A 14945-nucleotide genomic window follows, 5' to 3' on the forward strand; every position below is an offset into this window, starting at 1 on the left:
CAAACTTTACGACTTTGTATTTTTGCCACATTTTTCACATTCAGTTGTGTATTTTGTTGCATCCCAAGTTGCCATGAAATTACTTCCTTAAAGTATTTAGCCAAAAAATCAAACCGGGTCAGAGAGCAATTGATTCTAATATTAGAGAATATTACTCTCTGACCCGGGTTTTTCAATTGCTCTCTGACACCTATTATTCAAGGCTACTTATACCTGCCCCTATCTCACAATTTTGATCAACACCCATATCACCAACAATATAAACACGCCCAACCCTATCAGGGAATATTTGTTCTGCTCAGCTAGCTCTGAAAGCCTTAGGCGCATTAATTTTCTTTCGTGATCCTCTATTTCATCTCCACAACCGCGGCAATACCGATCTTGAATAGAAACAAACCTTGAACAATGCACACAGCGATATCTATCCCTGACATTCCAAGGAGTGGCGCCTATAGATGTGCGAATATTGTTTTCCATGACATCAATATCTTTTCACTGAACCTCATCCCACAACTACGGCAGTGATAGTCACCTCGTGCCGCAATGAAGCCACAATGAGGACAGCGATAAATATCATGTAATGTTCTTAATTCCATATCTCTTTGCAAGCTTCCGAGATGAGGGTTCAGCACCCTTAGGCACGACCGCGCAGTGAACGAAAGCGAACGATCTTGATTTGCTTGTTAGGCATTTTTTTAAATAGGCTCAAATTTAGGAAGTTTTACAATATGTTTTTGAATATTTAATGATAGCCTCATTAAATCGATAAAATTCTTCTGCCGTTCTGATTTGTAGGTAATCGGATTTTAACTGCACATACCCATCTTCACCTACGTATGGTCGCAGTACATCCATGGATACTAAGGAATATGATTTTATATTATGAACAGCTTCATGACGACTAGTGGTATACATTGTAAAAGCACGAAACTCAATCCAATAATCTTCGCCATTAGACTTATTGAACTATTCTCATTAATAATATTCTTAAGAATTAGGGAAGTTTTCCAAATTTAGAATTAACATATAAAAGCAATGCCAATGATAATAGCAATGTGGTGATTAAAAATAGACGAAAAGAAAAGTCTTCATGAAAACCCATCTCTGCTGCCTCATAAATATTGTTTTTGTAGTCAATAGAGACTTTGCTAATCAAGCCAACACTAAAACGGTATATCCAATCCAAAGCCGGAGAAAGAATTCTCTCCCATACTCCGCTTCCAATTGCTCCAAGAACTATTGTTACGATAATACCTACTATAACTTTTAATATTGTTTTAAAATTCATATTTGAATATTGGCCCTTGTTTGCCTAACAGGTGATTATGTAGCCGGCTGAACATCCCCGATAAAACGGACACCAACTTCTAACTGAAGGGGTGTTTAATGCCAAAATACAATAACCCACGAAAGACGTGGCGCTACACAGATGAATTCAAGGTAAAAGCTGTCCAGCTAAGTTTTCTGGAAGGAGTTCAGGTTAAAGAGGTTGCTGACACGCTCGACATCCATCCGTTTATGCTGTCACGATGGCGAAAAGAGTATCGAGAAGGTGTGATTGTGGCAGATAAGAGAAAAAGGTGACCAGTATTCGCCGAGAAGCTTCTGAGCTGGATAAGATGAAGAAGCTGAAAAAGGAGGTTGCCCGACTCAAGCAGGAGAATGATCTGCTGTAAAAAGTGGCAACGGTTTCTTGCGGAAGAACATCAGAACGATATCGATTCATCCAGAGAAACCGGAAACTCGGAGTAAAGTACATGTGCGAGTGGCTGGGCGTGTCCCGCAGTGGCTATTATGACTGGTGCAAACGCCCAGCGGCTGAAAGAACAAAGGAAGATGCGTACCTGACCAGAAAGATCGTGAAAATTCATCGTCAGAATCGCGGCGTCTATGGCAGCCCAAGAATACATCAGACACTGCGCAATCAAGGCGTTCGCATCGGCAAGAAGCGTGTTGAGCGCCTGATGCGAGATAATGGCGTGGTTGGCCGAGTCGTTAAAGTTACGCGACGACAGCCTGGATTAAAACGATTTAAAGCTGAGGGTGAAAACCTGAAACGGCTTGCGCCGAACCCAGACAAGATCAATCAAGTGTGGGTTGGAGATGTTACCTACTTGAAGGTAAAAGGCGCATGGCGATATTTGGCCACAGTAATGGATGTATTTAGCCGTCGAATTATTGGGTGGTCTTTAGGTCGAGATAGAACAACCAATCTCACGCTTAAAGCGCTAAGGCATGCACTCAGGGACAGGGAGCCAGAGAAGGGAATGATATTTCATACAGATCGAGGGATTGAGTACACAGCACATCGATTCAGAAATGAGTTAAAAGGCATGAAATCCGACACAGTGTAAACCGTCCTGGCTACTGCACAGATAATGGACACATGGAATCATTTTTTCACACATTAAAGGCAGAACTGATTCGTGGATCGCACTTCGATCATGATGTTAAATTACGGTTTGCACTAAACAGCTATATCAATCAATTCTATAATCACCGAAGCCGGGAGTCGCTATTTTTGCGAAAGTTTGTTTTGGGCATCCAAGCCCAAGCAAACAGCAAAAACGTAACGCGACCGTTTATGCCTGCGGCGCCCGACCGTCCTGCGTACGTTGCGTAATCACCTCTTCGCTGCTCTACACAACTCCCTCAGTGACTCTACGCCGACATAAAGCCGCTGCTGCATCTTCTCCGTCGTTCGCTCGCGCTCTCAACTACGAATAGGCAGACGGCGTCGACTATCGGGGACTAACCGCCCTCACTTCGCTCTCCATGGCGGTCAGCGAATGCATTCGGGGATTGGGTATATGCCACCAGCTTATTATGAGCGGATGGTTGCGTGAAAATAGCGTGTCCGATTTATCGGGTGAAGATCAGGCTCTCATAATTACATTATGTGGACGGCACAAATAATGCGTTATGCCGCAAATAGTTCTCATCAATTTGAGGAATTTGTTGTTTGAACGCACAGAGCTGTGTCTTTTTCATCCAATTTCCCTCTGGCTATTTCCCTGTTGTTTCTACACTCTAACGAGTTTTATTACTTATTCAAAATCAGAGCTGTATCGCCCCATCCCAGTTCTCGGGGATTCCCTGTTCGATGAACTGCTGGCAGCGTTCGATGTAGACATCGACCGCGACGTCAATCTCGTCTCGTTGTTTGAGTGTGTTGAACTGCTCCAACGCCTCTTTGAAACGGCGCGCCTGAAACGTCTCGACCGCTTTATCAAACTCATCCCGATTGGCGAGTTTGTGGGCTCTTCTAATCTCCTCTTCACCGTCGAGCACCTCGACGATCTCAACCCACTCGGTCTTGCCCTTCACCTTGACGCGGTCGAGGTGACGGATGTTGAACTGGGCGGGCGAGGCAAGCTTGGTATAGGTGGCGTTGGAGATAAGGATCGGGGCGTTGTAGGCCTTGGTGAGTCCCTCGATACGGGAGGCGAGGTTGACTGCATCGGAGATGACGGTTCCCTCCATGCGCTGGTGCTCACCGATGGTGCCGAGCATCAGCTCGCCGGTGTGGATGCCGACGCCGATTCGCACCTCGACATAGCCCTCCTCGCTCTCGGCGCGGCGCTGGTTGAAATCACGCACCTGGCTCTGCATCTCGATGGCGGTGGCGAGTGCATCGTCGGGGCCGCCGGGGAAGAGCGCCATTACTGCATCGCCGATGTACTTGTCGATGTAACCGCCGTGCTTGCGCACGATCGGGCCGACCTCTTCGAGGTAGCGGTTGATGAAGCGGAAGATCTGCTCCGGGCTCATCGACTCGGAGATGGTGGTGAAGGAGCGGATGTCGCTGAAGAGGACTGTCATCTCCTGCTTGATGTTATCTCCCAGCCCCAGCTCGAGGATGCTCTGTTTGTTGAGAGTGGTGATGATCTCCTTCGGCACGAAGCGGCTGTAGGCATCGGTGAGATCGATCTGCTGGTCGTAGGCCGCGCGTAGCTGTTCTCGCCCCTCCCGCACCGAACCGACCATGGTGTTAAACGACTTGGTCAGCACGCCGATCTCATCGTGCACGCCAACCGGCAGGTCGACATCGAGACTCCCCTGCTCCATCCGGTCGACACCGCCCAGCAGCCGCTGCAACGGGATGAAGAGACTGACGCGGAAGAAGAGCGGGAAGGCGATCACGGCGAAGAGCACCGCGCCGATGACGATATAGAGCAGCTGCTCGGCCATCTCATGCAGATGGGCCCGGTAGCCGTGATAGCTATAACCAACCTCATAGCTGGCTCCATCGAGTGTGAGGCTGCGGGTGATGAAGTAGCTCTGTGGTTCAAGCGGCTCGAGTTTGCGGAACCGCCACGCTCCCTCCCACGCCCCCGACTCACCGCTCAACTCGGCATCGAAGCCGCTCGCCTGGTAGATCAACTCACCCTCGCGGGCGATGAAGCTGATCTCCTCCGGCAGCGCCTCGAATCGGCTTGCGACGATCTCACTGCCGCTACGCTCGATCTCGACCTTCTTTAGCGAAAGATAGCTCTCCTTGTGCAGGTTCATGGTGATCGCCGAGGAGAAGCCGAGCACCACCAAAATCGCGCCAAGCGACAGGCCGACCATTTTGATCTGCAGTGAGGAGGGTTCGAGTGCGTTGTTGAGGTAGACGACGGTGAAGAGCAGCACGAAGATCATCAGCCCGGTGCCAAGCAGGTGGCCGACGATCTCCCAGCTGGCAAGATCAAGGTAGGCGAGGATGATCAGCGCCACCAGCACGATCGGTGAGAGCAGGATGAGGAAGATCTTGCGTATCGCCGCGATATGGCTCTCACGTTGCAGTGCATCACCCTCTCCCTCTCTGCGTAGCGCGCGAATCTGGCGCACGAAGAGGCTCATCGCCCAGAGCAGCTCGAGGCCGACCAGCACGCTGATCTCGTGGGTGCCGAGATAGACGAAGAGCCCGCCGCTCGGATCGTAGATCGGCTCGAGCAGGGTGGTGTGGTAGAGGTAGAAGAGATAGACCAGCACCGAGACGATCAGCGAGACGATGAAGACGCGCCGCGCCTCTTTCGGGAAATGGAGCTTCGGGTAGTGGTAGGCGAACTGGATCAGGAAGAGGATAAAGAAGACGACAAAGTGCAGTGCCCACCATGCTATTCTCACCCCGTCCAGATCGAGCGACGAGAAGATGTAGAAGAAGGCGACGAAGACTACATTGACGCCGCTGAGGAAGGTGAGCAGTTGCCGGGTGGCGGGAAGCTTACCGGGGATGCGCCAGAGATAGGCGGTCAGCAACGTCAGCATAATCGCAACGTTGAGCACGCTGAGCGAGAAGGGTGTCAGATAGAAGAGCTGCACCACGCCTCCGTTTTGGCCATCACGGCACAATAATAAAAGGGACCAATCATTCGGTTAACAAGATGTCCGATCTGTTGTTATTAACGCTTAACCTCATCTGGGCCGCGCTCGCTCTGTTCTTCCTTGCCACCATCGGTAAGACCTATCGCTATCGCCAGCAGCTTCCCGACGCTTCAGCAGATAGCGTGCTACCGAAGCTCTCGCTGATTATTCCGGCCCGCGACGAGGCGAACAATATTGGTGAATGCCTACAATGTATCACGCAGCTTGAATACCCAGAAGGCGCGTTGGAGGTAATCGTGGTCGACGACAACTCCGGCGACGCCACGGCGGCGATAGTCAGTGAGTTTGCCCAACGCGATAGCCGCATCCAGCTGATCAGCGCCGATCCGCTGCCCGAGGGATGGATGGGCAAATCACACGCCTGCTGGCAGGGGGTGGCCGCCGCCAGCGGTGAGTGGCTGCTGTTTGTCGATGCCGACACCTATCTCAAACCGACCGCGGCACGTGACGCGCTCGCCTACGCACTCAGCAATGCTCGTGAATTTCTCTCTGTGATTCCGTTTCAACAGGTGATCTCCTTTCAGGAGCGTATCGCCCTCCCCGGCGTCTTTCTCGGCTTCGCCACCGCTATCGACTTCGACCGGGTCAACGATCCAGACGACAGCTATGCCCTTGCCAACGGCCAGTTCCTGCTCTTCAGCCGTAGCGCCTACCAACAGATCGGCGGCCACGAGGCGATTCGCGGTGAGACCAGCGATGACCTCGCCTTTGCCCGTGCCATCAAGGCAGCGCACATCGGTGGCTACACCCTGTTTGGCGATCAGCAGATCGAGACGCGCATGTACCGTTCGCTAGGGGCGATATGGCGCGGCTTCTCTAAAAATGCGATCGAGATCATGCACGCTACCTCGACTGGACGCTGCATGAGCGACGCACTCCGCTCGCTCCTTCTCTCCCTCGGTACGCTACTACCAATTGCCACCTACTGCGCCACACCAGAGACTGCATCGATGCTGCAGAACGCCACACTTACGCTGTCGATAGTCACCCTCGCCTCGCTGCTTTTGATCTTCACCCTGGCACTGCATGCACTGCGGATTCCCGTTATCTATCTGCTTGCGCTACCCTTTGGGCTAGCGCTGCACGGCGCCATAATCATCAACGCCTATCTCAGGCAAAAAACAGGCAAACGGGAATGGAAAGGTCGGCACTACTAACACTGATCGCACTGCTGCTTTCGCCGCTGGTGGCAGTCGCTGGCGAGCCCGACAACTCCTGGAGCCTGATCCGCGAGGGTGAGCAGATATCGGTCTATTCACGCGACGTGGCCGACTCGAAATATAACGAGTCGCTGGCACAGACCTTCATCAAGGTACGCCTCTCGGCGCTGGTCGCACTGATTCTCGACGGTAATAGCCATGTGCGCTGGGTCAACACCGTCGACGATAGTCGCCAGATCGATATCATCAGTCCGACCGAGGTGCACAACTACACCTACAGCGGCGCCCCCTGGCCGGTCGATGACCGCGACGCGATCGTTAACACACAGGCCTCGCAGGATAGCGAAACGCTGATCGTCACGATTCAATCCTATGCGGCACCCGACTATATTTCTCAAATCGACGGTGTAGTGCGCGTCCCCTATGTCGACTCGACCTGGACCCTGATCCCAGTTGGCGATGGCAAGATCGAGGTCAATTTCCGCGTCCATAGCGAGCCGGGTGGAGAGATCCCGACCTGGCTGACCAACAACCTCGCCTCAGACCAGCCCTACTACACGCTTAACAACCTGCACCGCTTCTTCAATCGTGAGAACGAGTACTTCGACCGCGAACTCCCCTTCATTCGTGAGCCGGGCGAACAGCCACAATAACCGCCGTTTGTGAGCCTCATCTCAGTTTTATAACGGCGTGCCGCTATAAAATGTTACGAATCGCGTTTTTCGCACCCACAATAATATGTCGATGCCATGAAACTCAGCCCACTTCTGCTGCTTGCTCTGCTGCCTGCCCTCAACGGCTGCTTTGGTGAGGCACCGCCTGGCGGCTCACAAAATCAAACTATTGCGACCGATAGCGTCAGCGAAGCCGCGGCAGTGCGTTTTCTCAGCCAGTCTTCCTTCGGTGCTACTGAAGAGGCGGTCGATGAGGTGATCGATTACGGCATTGAGGGGTGGATCGATGCACAGATCGCGATGACCTCCCCCTATAGCGACACCGTGACCGGTGCGATCGCCACCCCCAACGCCATCACCACCAAGAGCCATCTGGAGCGCACCATCGAGATCGCACAGATGGTGCAGCAGGACCACGACTGGTACGACGATCCCGACATCTTTAACAGCGACGGCCACTGGCTGATGGAGTACTACCAGCTCGCCGCCTGGTGGGAGCACTCACTCAAGGGGGATGATCAGCTGCGCCAGCGCGTCGCCTATGCGCTGAGCCAGATCTTTGTCGTCTCCACCGCCGAGATGCCGCTTGATGACCGCGCCGAGAGCCTCGCCAACTACTACGATATCCTTGCAGAACACGCCTTCGGCAACTTCCGCGACTTGATGGGAGCGGTCTCGCGCAGCGCAACGATGGGTATCTACCTCTCGCACCAGGGCAACGAGAAGGAGAACCCCGCCACCCAGACCCGTCCCGATGAGAACTTCGCCCGCGAGCTGATGCAGCTCTTCACCATCGGCCTCTATGAGCTTAACGTCGACGGCACGCCTCGCCTGAGCAGTGGCAATCTCATCCCCACCTACAGTCAGGAGGATATCGTCGAGCTGGCTAAGGTGATGACCGGCTGGGATCTGCAACTCAACAGTTATTACGGCCGTAACAGTGCCAACAGCGGCGACTACACCCTGCCGATGGAGTTTACCGACGCCTACCACGAGTACTCTGCCAAGACCGTGCTCGGAGAGACCATTCCTGCCAATCTGAGTGGTAGTGACGACCTCGACGCAGCGCTCGACATCATCTTCGCTCACGCCAACGTTGCCCCCTTTATCAGCCGTCAGTTGATCCAGCGACTGGTTACCTCCAACCCCTCCAGCGCCTACATCGGCCGAGTGGCGGCGGTGTTCAACGACAACGGCAGCGGTGTGAAGGGTGATCTCGGCGCGGTGGTAAAGGCAATCCTGATGGATGATGAGGCGCGCAGCGCCAGCTACATCTCACAACCGAGCTTCGGCAAACCGCGCGAACCGGTACTCGCCTTCTCTGCGATGCTGCGCCTGCTCGATATCTCACCACTTGATGGGTGGTCGGGATACGACGAGAACGGCGTACAGCCCAACTTCGGGAGTCGCTATTTTTTCGGAAGCATGTTTTGGGCATCAAGCCCAAGCAAGCGGCAAATACTTAACGCGACCGTTTATGCCTACGGCGCCCCGACCGTCCTGCGTTCGTTGCGTAATCACCTCTTCGCGGCTCTACACAACTCCCTCACTGACTCTACGCCGACATAAAGCCGCTGCTGCATCTTCTTCGTCGTTCGCTCGCGCTCTCAACTACGAATAGGCAGACGGCGTCGACTATCGGGGACTAACCGCCTTCGCTTCGCTATCCATGGCGGTCAGCGGATGTGACTGGCGTCTACTGGTTCAACGACACCGAGCTGGGACAGATGCCGCTGCGCTCGCGCTCGGTGTTCAACTTCTACAGCCCCGACTTCATCCCCAGCGACAGCTATTTCACCAGCAACGGACTGGTCGCCCCGGAGCTGGAGATCCAGACCCCGCCGAACCTGATCAGCTTCAGTAACGCCATTGATGATGCTCTGCACGACCATGAGAGCAACGAGATCCAGAGCTGGACCACCCTTGATGCGCTCGCCGGTAACGCCAATCTCTGGTGGGGTGAACTCTACCTGACCGACCTGAGCGATGAGCTGACGATCTTCGAGCTGGCACTGGATGGCGACAGCAACGGCGACTACCTCGCCATCAACGACGCGGCGGTCGATGGCAACGGCGACACCGCCAAGGCACGCGCCATCGACGCGCTGCTCGACCATCTCGATCTGATGCTGCTCGCCGGTCAGATGGAGAGCGGCTATCGCAGTGAACTGAGAACGGCACTGATCAACTTTAATGACGGCAGCAACAATGACGAAGCGCGGCTGATTATCACCGTGGCGATCCGCGCCATCGTCACCTCCAGCGCCTTCATGATTCAGAAATAGGAACCGACCATGAGCAAGATGGATAGACGAAGTTTCCTGCGCGCCCTGCTCGCCAGCGGCATGGGCGGCATCGGCGCGCCGCTGCTCAACCTCTCCAACGCCAACGCTGCCACTCCCGCCTTTGACGACTACAAGGCGCTGGTCTGTCTCTACCTGTTTGGCGGTAACGACGCCTTTAACATGGTGGTGCCGATTGGCGATGAGTCGGGCTCTACGGCGATCGGTCAAGGCCACCAGACCTACGGCGACATTCGCGGCAACCTCACCGTCGCAGCCGACGATCTCGATCTCGCCACCAACTTTGCAGGCGGTCTGCTCGGCTCCGGTAGCGGCAACCCCTACTACGTCGATGGCACCCAGCAGAGCGCCTATGTAAAGGGGGTCTATCCGCTCGGCACCACCGGTCTCGGCTTCAATGGTGTGATGCCGGAGCTGGCACAGCTCTATAGCGATAACCGGCTGGCAGTAATCAACAACGTCGGCACACTGGTCGAGCCAACCACAAAGGCGAATATCGGTTCGATCGATCGCCCACCCTTTCTCTTCGCCCACAATCACCAGCAACGCGCCCTTCAGACCGGCTGGGCCGACAATCTCTCGGCGGCTGGCTGGGCGGGCCGCCTTGCCGATCTGTGGGGAATCGGGCGTGGTGGGGTAAACAACAACCATACGCTCGGCATGAACATCTCTTATGCCGGCAGCAATCGTATGCTGATCGGCGATACCTCCACCCCGGTCAATCTCAACGCCGGCGACATTCTTACCTATGCGGGCATGGAAGATGGCAGCAGTAGTGAAGATCTTCAGCGCAAGGCGCTGTTCCGGGGAATGAATGGGCAGAACGCTGGCAGCGATCCGCTGCGCGGGCTCTACAACAACATGCTGACCGGTGCGCTCTCAATGTCTGACCTGCTGATCACCGAGTGGCCCAACACGCCTGACTTCGCCGGACTCACCGGCCCCTACGGTGAGGCACTCTTCGGTCGGCCCGACAGCACCACCCTCGGCTTCACCGCCAATATCAGCAGCTCACTCTTCTACCAGCTGGAGAGCGTGGCCAAGATGGCATCACTGGGTAAACGGCTCGGACTCAACCGGCAGATCTTTGTCGTCAGCATGGGCGGTTTCGATAACCACTCAGTACAGCTGGAACGCCACCCACGCCTGCTACGCCAGCTGAGCCTCTCGCTGTGGAAGTTTCAACGTGCGATCGATTCACTCGGCATGGGCAACGAGGTGACCCTCTTCACCCAATCCGACTTTGGTCGCACCATGAGTAACAACGGTGACGGTACCGACCACGCCTGGGGCACCGACAACCTGATAGTGGGGGGGTGCGGTCAACAGTGGGGTCTACGGTTCGCAGGTCGATATGCGTCTGGGTGGCGATGATGACTACGACAACAACGGTCGATTCATTCCCACCACCGCTGTCGATCAGTGCAACGCTTCACTGGCGAACTGGTTTGGCGTGGAGAGTGAGGATATGAGCACCCTCTTCCCCAACCTGGGCAACTTCGCCTCCGGCGACATTTCCACCAGCTATCTCAACTTTATCTAAAGCTAATCTGCACCTATCGTCACGTGTGGCCTCGTCGTGCCGAGATGAGAGTTAAGCGCAGGGTATAATTCTCAAATCCAACAACCGTAATAACGAGGAGCCAGCAACGTGTCCGTAGAGCGTAGTAAGCCACGCCTAATGATCGTCGGTAGCGCACCTCTCTTTCCCTGCGGCCCCTTCGGATCGCCCTACTCTCCCTCCTATACCAACAGGTTCATCGATTCATCTGATCTGGTGGTGCGGTTTAATAACGTAAAAAATGCCGACACCCCTGGTGTCGGCACGCGTACCGACCTGCTGGTTGTCTGCAACATCGGATCAGTGGGTGAGCGATACGCTACTTCACGAAAAGTTGACCATCCACTAGCGCAACAGGTTGAAGAGATTCTCTTCGTCATGCGTGAGGGTGATGACTACCATACACCGCCTTCAACCGAGCCATCCGCCGTAAACAGAGACAATGATATTACGCTGACACAACGCATCATCGATTTTCAGGCGTGGAACGATAAACAGATCTCCTATTTATCACCAGAATTACGCTATGAGATTTACAACAGACTAAACAACGCCACTCCATCCAGAGTAGTGCCAAGCACTGGCCTGCTCGGCATCGAACAGCTGCTTCACGACGACCGATTTGCCAACTATGAAAAATTCATCATCGGCTTCGATTTTGAGGGCTGGCATGGACACGCCTTTGATATCGAGAAACAGATTTGCAATGGCCATATTCAGAAGGGCACGCTACAGCGTGTACCTGAGATGAGGCGTCGGTTCGATTGGATAGAGTGGCTACAGTATAAAAACCTTCGCTCACTCGTCTCACACCAAATCAGGTTATTAAAAGCGAACCGCCGTAAGAACCGCTAATCCATGCCGATTAGCTAGGTGATGAAATCATGTTCGGCAAACTCGCGTCCGAAGGTCAATCTGAACTCATCGCGCCAGAGATCTGCGTATTCGACCCGTTGCTTGTCACGAAAAAGTGGTGCGCCCAACGTATGGTGAATATTAAACGGTAATTCACCGCTGCCCTCCTGCTCCTCAACCAGATAGTTGTATTCAAGAGGCAAGCTACCAATCTGTTCATCTTCAAGCCACTCGAAACGGTGTAGATAACGTGGCGAAGCAGACTCCACAACCTGTTTTCCAAGTTGCTTTGTAGCAGGATGATCACAATTATAGATAACCACTGAGCTCCACTGTTTTCTTGGATAGGTCGTCTGCGGTAGACCGCCCATCTTCACCTCTGTCTTTGGGCTGTAGTCATGTTTTACAACCTGCACCGCATACTGTGCATCAAACAGATCAAACATCTCTTTGATATCCCGGGTAATCAACATGTCGCAATCGAAAAAAATACCCACGCCGCGATACCCCATCAGATAGGGCACCAGAAAACGGGTGATCGAGAACTGGGTACTGCCCAGCGGGTCGAGCGGGCGATTGAAGAGGCCATAGGCCAGCAGCTGATCCCTGATGACAGGGATGATGATTAAGTCATCAACAGTAGTATGACGTCGGATGGAAGCTGCACACATCTTCGCTGCAGCATCCTCCTTTGGATCATAACCTATGAAGACTGCGCGCTCGGCGTCCAGCGCGGAATCCAGCGTATTGAACAACATGACAGACGACACACACCTGCTGATTAACAGACCGACATTATAGGACGAACACTACTACTGTGTCTGAAAAATGAGTGTTATAGCCTTCGTTAATAGGAGTTAAACAGCGTTCATGTTGTCTTTTTTAGCTATTGCTCATCATCATTTATGGCATGGTATCATAATGGCTTACAGACTTTTTAAATAGACTCTATTGATGAATAAAGCGTGCATCGATCACCAGCAACTAGATGAATTGGGTACCACGCAGTTCAATGCTGTGACTCCTTTTCCCTGGCACAGCTTCAGTGGCCTGCTCACACCGCAGAAGTTCACCGAATTGATGCATGATTTCCCACCGCTGGATCACTTCGAGCGCCATCAGGATATCCCCCGAGGGGGTCAACGCCCCCACAACCGCCTCTATCTCTCATATGAGCGTACGATCTACCACGATCGTCAGAGTGGAGTGACTGGCTTAATTGAGCACTCTGCGCTACCCACCGTGTGGCAGCAATTTATCGAAGAGTTGGAACAGGGTGAGCATTATCGATCATTCATCGCAAGGCTTCTGGGCACCAGTAGCTTCAAGATCCGCTATGCATGGCACGTCGGTGAAAACGGTTCAGAAGTCTCTCCCCACTGCGATATGCACAGCAAGCTGGCAACCCACCTCTTCTACTTCAATAGTGACAAAGAGTGGCAGCGGGAGTGGGGCGGAGAGACGCTGCTGCTGTCTGACAAAAAGATCATGGAGAACAATCCGGAGTTTGAAGATTTCGGCGCTGTTCAAGCGGTTGAGATGCTCAACAACAAGAGTTTTCTATTTAAAAACTGCCGTGATGGGTGGCATGGCGTGAGACGACTAGATTGCCCTGAGGGCGCCTATCGACGTCTCTTTACCGTAGTGATAGAAACGACAAAGAAAAAACTTCACTCATTACTAAAAAGAGTCCGCCGCAGGCTAGCGGGCTATTTCACTTAATCAGTAGCATTTGAATATTCTCTTCAACGACCTGCCTGACACATCCCGCCGCTAGCTCGACTTCATCTAATTGATTCGACACCACGAGCTATTACCGCTTGGGTTGGTAGTATCCGGCAAACTCATTTAACGCTTCGACCATCTCATCGGGTAGTGAGGATGATAGCTCCTTACGTAGCACCGACAAATCCTTTCTACCCACATTTAATTTGCTTCTGCCATGCTCGCTGATGTGAATTTGAAAGGAGCGACGATCCGATTCATTCTCATTGACCACCAGCAGACCGCTGCGGATTAACTCATTGATCATCACACTGGCCGATGCGCGAGTGATGCCGAGTCGTTTGCTCATCTCGGTGACCGTTGCTTCCCCGATTTCGTCGAGACTATCGAGCAGTCGAAACTGCGGGATACGCAGACCGGAGTACATCAATGCCGTTGAGACGTTGCGCTCAAACTGCTGCACCGCCTTAACCAATCCAACAACGTTTAGTTCCGACATGCCACTCCTTTTTGTTCTTGTTTGTTAGCTTAACTAACAAAATATTCTGATTTGTTCTTTTTATGGCCGGACTATTTAATAAATTCTGAATATAGCGATTGACTGTAGAGCAACGTTTTATCGAGTGCAATCGCGATTTCAGACGACTCACCACTGCGATCCGATCCATCTTTTTTACCGACATCGAATCGCCCATAAAAGAGAACAAGGAGTTAATTATGAGCACAGTAGCCGAACTACAAACCCTGCCCGGCGGCAACCTGGCTGAAGAGATCGCCTCGCTCAGGTCCGAGCTTGAAGAGGTCAAACTACGCACCCCGCAGGACAAGGTATCGATCATTCTGCTCTCGGGTGATTTCGACAAGGCGATGGCTGCCTTCATGATGGCCAACGGCGCTGCCGCGTGATCAAAAAGGGAACAAAACTGAAGGGTAAAAAATTCACCCACAAACTGATCAACATGATGCTGCCCGGCAGCAGCCGAGACCTGGCGCCTTCTCAGATGTCTTTCGGTGGTTTTGGTCGCAAGTTTTTCAACTACATGATGAAGGGCGAGATGTCCTCACTCGAAGAGCAGATCGAGATCGCCAAGGAGTCGGGCATCGTATTCCAGATCTGCGCCCCTTCACTGGGGCTAATGGGCTTCGATGACGACGAGTGGGTGGTACCTATTGAGGTGTGCGGCGTGGCGGCGATGTACGGCACGGCGCTTAATGCCAGAACCGCCTATTTCATCTCTTAACCGCCACGTTCTGGCAGAGTACAAATATCGTACTACTCTCTGGGGTGCGGATGATT

Annotated in this window: 15 protein-coding genes and 1 pseudogene; 11 read left to right on the forward strand and 5 right to left on the reverse strand. The window is 53.1% G+C overall.

Annotated elements, in window-relative coordinates:
- Positions 1–449: 449 nt before the first annotated feature.
- Positions 450–596, reverse strand: coding sequence for a zinc ribbon domain-containing protein (locus HUE57_RS20570; protein WP_478210008.1), 147 nt, complete (start codon positions 594–596; stop codon positions 450–452).
- A 398-nt stretch (positions 597–994) separates the two neighbouring features.
- On the reverse strand, positions 995–1288 hold the full coding sequence (locus tag HUE57_RS01785) for a hypothetical protein (RefSeq protein ID WP_174672599.1): 294 nt from the start codon (positions 1286–1288) through the stop codon (positions 995–997).
- A gap of 98 nt (positions 1289–1386) precedes the next feature.
- On the opposite strand from HUE57_RS01785, the pseudogene HUE57_RS20110 reads away from it, so the two are divergent.
- Positions 1387–2515: pseudogene (locus HUE57_RS20110) on the forward strand (IS3 family transposase); the annotation flags it as partial.
- Between the two features lie 542 nt (positions 2516–3057).
- On the opposite strand, the gene HUE57_RS01805 reads toward HUE57_RS20110, so the two are convergent.
- Positions 3058–5307, reverse strand: coding sequence for an adenylate/guanylate cyclase domain-containing protein (locus HUE57_RS01805; RefSeq protein ID WP_135622395.1), 2250 nt, complete (start codon positions 5305–5307; stop codon positions 3058–3060).
- A 62-nt stretch (positions 5308–5369) separates the two neighbouring features.
- On the opposite strand from HUE57_RS01805, the gene HUE57_RS01810 reads away from it, so the two are divergent.
- The 7 genes from HUE57_RS01810 to HUE57_RS01840 all read left to right on the forward strand — a co-directional run bounded on the left by HUE57_RS01810 (position 5370) and on the right by HUE57_RS01840 (position 11923).
- Positions 5370–6527, forward strand: a complete 1158-nt coding sequence (locus HUE57_RS01810; protein WP_078484544.1) for a glycosyltransferase family 2 protein — start codon at positions 5370–5372, stop codon at positions 6525–6527.
- Positions 6506–7183 (forward strand): START domain-containing protein, encoded by a 678-nt coding sequence (locus HUE57_RS01815; protein ID WP_078484543.1) that lies wholly within the window; start codon positions 6506–6508, stop codon positions 7181–7183. Before HUE57_RS01810 ends, HUE57_RS01815 begins: the two co-directional genes overlap by 22 nt.
- A 96-nt stretch (positions 7184–7279) precedes the next feature.
- Complete coding sequence (locus tag HUE57_RS01820; RefSeq protein WP_174672602.1) at positions 7280–8773, forward strand: DUF1800 domain-containing protein; 1494 nt, start codon at positions 7280–7282, stop codon at positions 8771–8773.
- A 116-nt stretch (positions 8774–8889) separates the two neighbouring features.
- Positions 8890–9489 (forward strand): hypothetical protein, encoded by a 600-nt coding sequence (locus HUE57_RS01825; protein WP_174672603.1) that lies wholly within the window; start codon positions 8890–8892, stop codon positions 9487–9489.
- 9 nt (positions 9490–9498) lie between these two features.
- Complete coding sequence (locus HUE57_RS01830; RefSeq protein ID WP_078484541.1) at positions 9499–10881, forward strand: DUF1501 domain-containing protein; 1383 nt, start codon at positions 9499–9501, stop codon at positions 10879–10881.
- Positions 10862–11050, forward strand: coding sequence for a hypothetical protein (locus HUE57_RS01835; protein ID WP_078484540.1), 189 nt, complete (start codon positions 10862–10864; stop codon positions 11048–11050). Before HUE57_RS01830 ends, HUE57_RS01835 begins: the two co-directional genes overlap by 20 nt.
- Before the next feature lie 108 nt (positions 11051–11158).
- On the forward strand, positions 11159–11923 hold the full coding sequence (locus HUE57_RS01840) for a glycosyltransferase family 29 protein (RefSeq protein WP_135622392.1): 765 nt from the start codon (positions 11159–11161) through the stop codon (positions 11921–11923).
- A 14-nt stretch (positions 11924–11937) separates the two neighbouring features.
- Here the strand turns inward: HUE57_RS01840 and HUE57_RS01845 are convergent, their stop codons facing one another.
- The gene (locus HUE57_RS01845) at positions 11938–12681 is read right to left on the reverse strand and encodes a glycosyltransferase family protein (RefSeq protein ID WP_078484538.1); all 744 of its coding nucleotides are present in this window, start codon (positions 12679–12681) and stop codon (positions 11938–11940) included.
- Positions 12682–12877: 196 nt separating this feature from the next.
- On the opposite strand from HUE57_RS01845, the gene HUE57_RS01850 reads away from it, so the two are divergent.
- A complete protein-coding gene (locus HUE57_RS01850; protein WP_078484537.1) occupies positions 12878–13645 on the forward strand; it encodes a 2OG-Fe(II) oxygenase in 768 nt (255 codons plus the stop codon).
- A 91-nt stretch (positions 13646–13736) separates the two neighbouring features.
- Here HUE57_RS01850 and HUE57_RS01855 read toward each other — a convergent pair whose 3' ends face one another.
- Positions 13737–14147: a MarR family winged helix-turn-helix transcriptional regulator gene (locus HUE57_RS01855; protein ID WP_078484536.1), complete on the reverse strand. Its 411-nt coding sequence runs from the start codon at positions 14145–14147 to the stop codon at positions 13737–13739.
- A gap of 218 nt (positions 14148–14365) precedes the next feature.
- On the opposite strand from HUE57_RS01855, the gene HUE57_RS01860 reads away from it, so the two are divergent.
- Positions 14366–14554 (forward strand): hypothetical protein, encoded by a 189-nt coding sequence (locus HUE57_RS01860; protein WP_135622391.1) that lies wholly within the window; start codon positions 14366–14368, stop codon positions 14552–14554.
- Entirely contained in the window at positions 14551–14889 is a 339-nt protein-coding gene (locus HUE57_RS01865) for a DsrE/DsrF/DrsH-like family protein (RefSeq protein ID WP_078484534.1), read from the forward strand. Before HUE57_RS01860 ends, HUE57_RS01865 begins: the two co-directional genes overlap by 4 nt.
- The last annotated feature ends 56 nt before the right edge of the window (positions 14890–14945 follow it).

The organism is Candidatus Reidiella endopervernicosa (assembly GCF_013343005.1).
Lineage (GTDB): Bacteria > Pseudomonadota > Gammaproteobacteria.

Coding starts and splice junctions, on each gene's coding strand:
- HUE57_RS01820 (WP_174672602.1), top strand. CDS start 7,280: ATGAAACTCAGCCCACTTCTGCTGCTTGCTCTGCTGCCTGCCCTCAAC.
- HUE57_RS01855 (WP_078484536.1), bottom strand. CDS start 14,147: ATGTCGGAACTAAACGTTGTTGGATTGGTTAAGGCGGTGCAGCAGTTT.
- HUE57_RS01860 (WP_135622391.1), top strand. CDS start 14,366: ATGAGCACAGTAGCCGAACTACAAACCCTGCCCGGCGGCAACCTGGCT.
- HUE57_RS01835 (WP_078484540.1), top strand. CDS start 10,862: ATGCGTCTGGGTGGCGATGATGACTACGACAACAACGGTCGATTCATT.
- HUE57_RS01845 (WP_078484538.1), bottom strand. CDS start 12,681: ATGTTGTTCAATACGCTGGATTCCGCGCTGGACGCCGAGCGCGCAGTC.
- HUE57_RS01850 (WP_078484537.1), top strand. CDS start 12,878: ATGAATAAAGCGTGCATCGATCACCAGCAACTAGATGAATTGGGTACC.
- HUE57_RS01815 (WP_078484543.1), top strand. CDS start 6,506: ATGGAAAGGTCGGCACTACTAACACTGATCGCACTGCTGCTTTCGCCG.
- HUE57_RS01830 (WP_078484541.1), top strand. CDS start 9,499: ATGAGCAAGATGGATAGACGAAGTTTCCTGCGCGCCCTGCTCGCCAGC.
- HUE57_RS01810 (WP_078484544.1), top strand. CDS start 5,370: ATGTCCGATCTGTTGTTATTAACGCTTAACCTCATCTGGGCCGCGCTC.
- HUE57_RS01785 (WP_174672599.1), bottom strand. CDS start 1,288: ATGAATTTTAAAACAATATTAAAAGTTATAGTAGGTATTATCGTAACA.
- HUE57_RS20570 (WP_478210008.1), bottom strand. CDS start 596: ATGGAATTAAGAACATTACATGATATTTATCGCTGTCCTCATTGTGGC.